The 4958-nt window shown below is 58.0% G+C and carries 4 protein-coding genes; 3 read left to right on the top strand and 1 reads right to left on the bottom strand.

Going from position 1 to position 4958, the window contains the following annotated elements:
• Positions 1-482, bottom strand: a 482-nt coding sequence (locus JW953_07320) for an acetylxylan esterase (protein ID MBN1992500.1), incomplete at its 3' end; no start/stop codon positions are given.
• Between the two features lie 230 nt (positions 483-712).
• Here JW953_07320 and JW953_07315 point away from each other — a divergent pair.
• The 3 genes from JW953_07315 to JW953_07305 all read left to right on the top strand — a co-directional run.
• A complete protein-coding gene (locus tag JW953_07315) occupies positions 713-1672 on the top strand; it encodes a hypothetical protein (GenBank protein ID MBN1992499.1) in 960 nt (319 codons plus the stop codon).
• A 16-nt stretch (positions 1673-1688) separates the two neighbouring features.
• The gene (locus JW953_07310) at positions 1689-3218 is read left to right on the top strand and encodes a DNRLRE domain-containing protein (GenBank protein ID MBN1992498.1); all 1530 of its coding nucleotides are present in this window, start codon (positions 1689-1691) and stop codon (positions 3216-3218) included.
• 291 nt (positions 3219-3509) lie between these two features.
• Positions 3510-4958: right-handed parallel beta-helix repeat-containing protein (locus JW953_07305; protein ID MBN1992497.1), on the top strand; the 1449-nt coding region annotated here is incomplete at its 3' end.

Raw genomic sequence — 4958 nt, 5'->3', positions numbered from 1 at the left:
GCCGTGTCCAGAAAAATCTGGCGATAGAGCATCTTCTCCGGGGCATCGGCCAGGCCGCGCACAATGTGCCCCTGGAGCGTCCAGCCGCCCACGCCGCCGGTATCTTCCGACAAGCCCCCCTGCCCCCGGCAATCCAGCGCAGCTACGGTGTAACCCAGGGCCACGTAACCCAACTTATCAAACCAGTCCCCGGAATTCAAAGAATAACCATGAAACATCAGCACCGCCGGATGGGGGCCAACCACCCCTTTGGGACGCAGGAGTTGGGCATGCACCCGCGCGCCCCCAACGCCGGTAAAGTACAGGTGAGCGCACTCGGCAAAGGGGGCCTGGAACTCCGCCGGGATCAACTCTACCTGCGGGTCAAGCGCCTGCATTTCGACCAGGGCCTGGTCCCAGTAGGCGTCAAAATCAGCCGGGCGGGGATTACGACCCTGGTAAGTCTTTAATTGTTCCAAGGGCATATCAAACATTAATGGCATAATGGTTTTCCTTGTCTATTAAAAAGATATGAGCTTGCGCCAGATTATAATAGGGAATGGCTTTTAGGGGTAATCCATCTTGTTGCTCCGGCAAAGCCTGATCTTTAAGTGATTTTTCCCATAAGAAAATCCTTTGAGGCTGAAATTTATCAAAGATTTGCCAGATTTATGAGTCTCTTGCATACTACGGGTAAACTATGTTTTTGACATCATCAAGTGAGGAGTTAACCGTGACCGACACACCCCTAGCGGCAGCCCCAACCCAAGACATTGTTTATGCCCTGGCTGCGTCACCCGATTTTGCCAAACAACAGATTTGTTTTGCGGCCCGGCTATCCGGCGTATACCGCTCCGATGATGGCGGTAAAATCTGGGATTTTGCCCTGGCTTCGTTAGAACTCGCCGAACCCCTACCCGCCACCGCCGTTGCGCTTTCTCCAGATTTTACCAATGATCACACGGTTTTTGTGGGCGCGCCCGGCGGCGTGCTGCGCTCGTTTGATGGCGGTAAAACCTGGTATATCACCATGCTGCCCTCGCCGCCGCCGCCCGTTTCCGCTCTGGCCGTATCGCCAAATTATGTCCAGGATGGCGTGCTGTTGGCCGGAACCACGGAAGCCGGCGTTTATCGTTCCGCCGACCGGGGCGGCCACTGGGCCGCCTGGAACTTTGGCTTGCTTGATTTGAACGTGCTCTGCCTGGCTCTCTCGCCCCATTTTGCCGAAGACGAAACCCTTTACGTAGGCGCCGAAAGCGGCATTTTCCGCAGCACCAACGGCGGTCGCGCCTGGAAAGAGGTGGATTTGCCCACCGGCTTTGAGCCGGTGTTGAGCCTGGCCCTGTCGCCCCGCTTTGCTCAAGACGAAGTAGTATTTGCCGGCACAGAAACCCAGGGCCTCTACACCTCGACTGACCGGGGTAAACATTGGACCCGCCTGGGGGCAGACGTTATTACCGAGGCCGTGAACGCCATTGTGCTTTCGCCGGAATATCCGGCCAAACCGGATATTCTGGTAATGCTGGGCGACGCCCTCCTGATTTCCCGCGACAACGGCCAATCCTGGTCGGATTGGCAAGCCGGTTTACCCCTGGAACAAGGGCTGTCTGCGCTGGCCGCGCCCCAAGGGCTTGAACCCGGCGCGCCACTTTTGCTGGGCCTGGTTGAGGATGGCGTGCTCCGGGTTGATTAAAATTTGAACGGACATTATGCTGCGCATCCATCTATTTGGTAATCCGCAAATATTTTACGGCGATACCCTTTTAACTCTCCCTACGCCCAACAAAGTGCTGGCTTTGTGGGCGTATCTGCTTTTAAAACGGCAGCAGCCTCTCCTGCGCGACCACCTGGCCTACTTGCTCTGGCCCGACGTGACTGAGGCCGAGGCTCGCGCCAACTTGCGCCGCCACCTGCACTTGCTGCGCAAACAACTCCCCGCGCCGGCCAAAGATACTCCCTGGATTTTGACAACCCATCAGACGATCCAATGGAATCCCGCCGCCACCTATTGGCTAGACGTGGCTGTATTGGAAGAATTTGACCCGGCGGAAGCCGAGGAAACAATTTGGACGGACCTCAGTCAGACTTACCGAGGAGATCTGTTAGCCGGGTTTTACGATGATTGGATGCTGGCCGAACGCGACCGTTTGCAGCAGCGGTATCTCCAACTTTTAACCCAACGTATCGCCGCGCAAAAGCAGCGGGGCAATTGGCCGGGAGCCATTGACGCCGCCAGGCGACTGCTGGCCGCCGACACCCTGCGTGAGGAACCGTATCGTGAATTGATGGAAATGTACTATCGCGCCGGCGACCGAGCCGCCGCGTTGGGCGAATTTGAAAAATGCCGGACCATGCTGCATGTCGAGCTACAGGCAGAGCCAATGCCGGAAACATTAGCCCTGCGCCAGGCCATCTTGAACGGCGAGAAGCTGCCACCAGTGACTGCCGTGCTGCCAATGGCCGCTGTGCTGCCACCAAAACCGGCCCCCACCCTCGACCGGCCCCAACCGGCAGTTTCCCTGCCTGCCATTACCCGCCGCCGCATTAACCGGAAATGGCTGGGCATAGCCGGATTACTTCTCCTGGTTTTGCTGGCCGCCGGGCTGTGGCTTGCCCGCTCTCCCCGGCCAAGTTTGGCCCCAAACCAACAAATGCTGACCCTCTCCGGGCCGGCCGTCACCCAGGACACCTGGATAGATAAAGATAATCCTGACTTGCTCTATGATCCCCAGGACTCCGAGCGGACGCCCAAGGCGGCTTACGCCCAAGTTCATCTTTCATACTTTGGTTACCCCTTTGACCGGGTTTTGATCCGTTTTGACCTGGCCCAACTTCCCCCAAACGCCATAATTCACCAGGCCGTTTTTCACCAACACCTGGATGTTTTTATTAATGAAGACTTACCGGAGCCGCTTCCCGCTACCGTCTCTGCCTTTCGCCTGCTGCGCCCCTGGCAAGCAGATACCGCTACCTTTAACACCCCTTGGTCCCAGCCCGGTCTGGCCGCCAATGTAGACTACGACGCTCAACCCCTGGGCAGCCACTCTTTTCATGGCGAAACCTGGGTCTCGCTGGACATCACCAACCTGGTTCAGCAGTGGGTCATCCACCCCGACCAAAATTTTGGCCTGATGTTGATGATTACCCAGGCCCCCCAGGGCGCCCACTATTGGGTGGACACCAGCGATTATCCTCTCACCGACCGCCGCCCCCACCTTGACATTACTTATACCCCCTAACCTGCATTAACAAGGCCAGAATTATACTGAATTTAGTTTGAAACCGTTACTTTCAGCAACAACCGTGGATATGTCATTTCGACCGAAGGGAGAAATCTCCTCGAAACCGTACCTTTAGAAAGCGATTTCTCGGCCTACGGCCCATTCGCTGCGCTCAGGGCAGGCTCTCGAAATGATATTCAGCACTGATTCCCAAATCGGACGCTATCGGACGCCGGGCAGACGTTCTCAGGACGTTTATGTGTTATCCTGAAGGCAAAACAAAATTTATTATTTATGGAGGCACTGGCCATGAAAACCAACAAACTTTTCCTTTTTACCTTTATTTTATTCCTGTCAAGCGTCATCAACTGCCAAACCGGCGCGGCCGGTTCGGTCTTTCAACGCACACCCTTGAGCAACTCGACTGGCCAGCCGTTGGCCACCATTGATGTCGCCAGCCAGCGGAACAGCTTTTGCCCCGCCCTGCCGGCCCCCGCCGGTCCCACCGTCACCGTTTCCACCGAGGCTGACCTACGCGACCGGGCCTACAATGCCGCCCCCGGCACCACTATCCTGGTATCGCCGGGCGTTTACAACCTGACCAACGTCGTGCAGGTGGTCAACAACAATATCACCATCCGCAGCAGCACCGGCAACCGCGCCGACGTTATCCTGGACGGTGGAGGGATGCTTACCGGCACGTTCACCCACGCTATTCTCATTGAGGCCGATGACGTGACCATCGCCAACCTGACCATCCGCAACGCCGACGAGCATGGCATTTCGGTCAATGGCAGCGACCGGCCCACCCTGTACAACCTGCATCTCATAGACACGGGCTACCAACTGGTCAAGGTCAATCCCGCGGGCGACGGCAGCGAGGACGGCCTGCTGGCCTGTTCTCGCCTGGAATACACCACCGCCGCCCCCACAGATTACACCAACGGCATCAGCGCCCACAACGCCCACCGCTGGACGGTGCGCGACAACGACTGGTATCGTATCCGCACGCCGGGCAACGCCGCCACGCCGACCATTTTATTCTGGTCCGGCTCCGCCGACACGGTGGTTGAGCGCAACCTGTTGGTAAACTGCTACCAGGGTATTGCCTTTGGCAACGCCGACCACGGCCCCGGCGACCACACCGGCGGCATTGTGCGCAACAACTTCATCTATGCCAGCCAACTTCACGATTCGGTCATCGAAATGGTTCACGCCACCGGCTGGGTGGTGGCCCACAACACCGCCTTGCTCCTGAACCCCAACGGTCTCACCTGGGGCATGGAGGCCCGTTATCCCGACACCTCGGGCACTTTTGCCTACAACCTGAGCAATATGACCATTTGGGTTGACCGGGACGGCGCGGGCGGCATTGACACCGGCAACGTGGTCACGGCCCAGAGCAGTTGGTTTGCCAACCCGGCCCAGGCCGACCTACACCTGGTGGCCGACGCCACCCAGGCCATAGACCAGGCTGCGGCCCGGCCCGACATAACTAATGATTTTGACGGCGACCTCCGGCCCAACGGCTCGGCCCCGGATGCAGGCGCCGACGAATATTATCCCGACACCGTCTATCTGCCTGTTGTCACCAAAACTCCTGCCTCGCCGCCGGCCGATGGGGCTTTAGTGCAGCCCGCCGACCTGGTTTACCGGGGCGCGTTCCGCCTCCCCGGCGGCGATACGCCTCCCCAAACTTTTGCCTACGGCGGCAATGCCATGACCTTCAACCCCGATAATGGCTCGCTGTTTGTGATG

The sequence above is a fragment of the Anaerolineae bacterium genome (genome assembly GCA_016931895.1).
Taxonomy (GTDB): Bacteria; Chloroflexota; Anaerolineae; order 4572-78; family J111; genus JAFGNV01.
The sequence above is the reverse complement of the archived record's forward strand: the minus strand, read 5'-3'. Positions and strand labels throughout refer to the sequence as shown.

What these genes read in the sequence shown, in the direction of transcription:
- JW953_07310 (MBN1992498.1), top strand. Translation starts at nt 1,689, where the DNA reads ATGCTGCGCATCCATCTATTTGGTAATCCGCAAATATTTTACGGCGAT.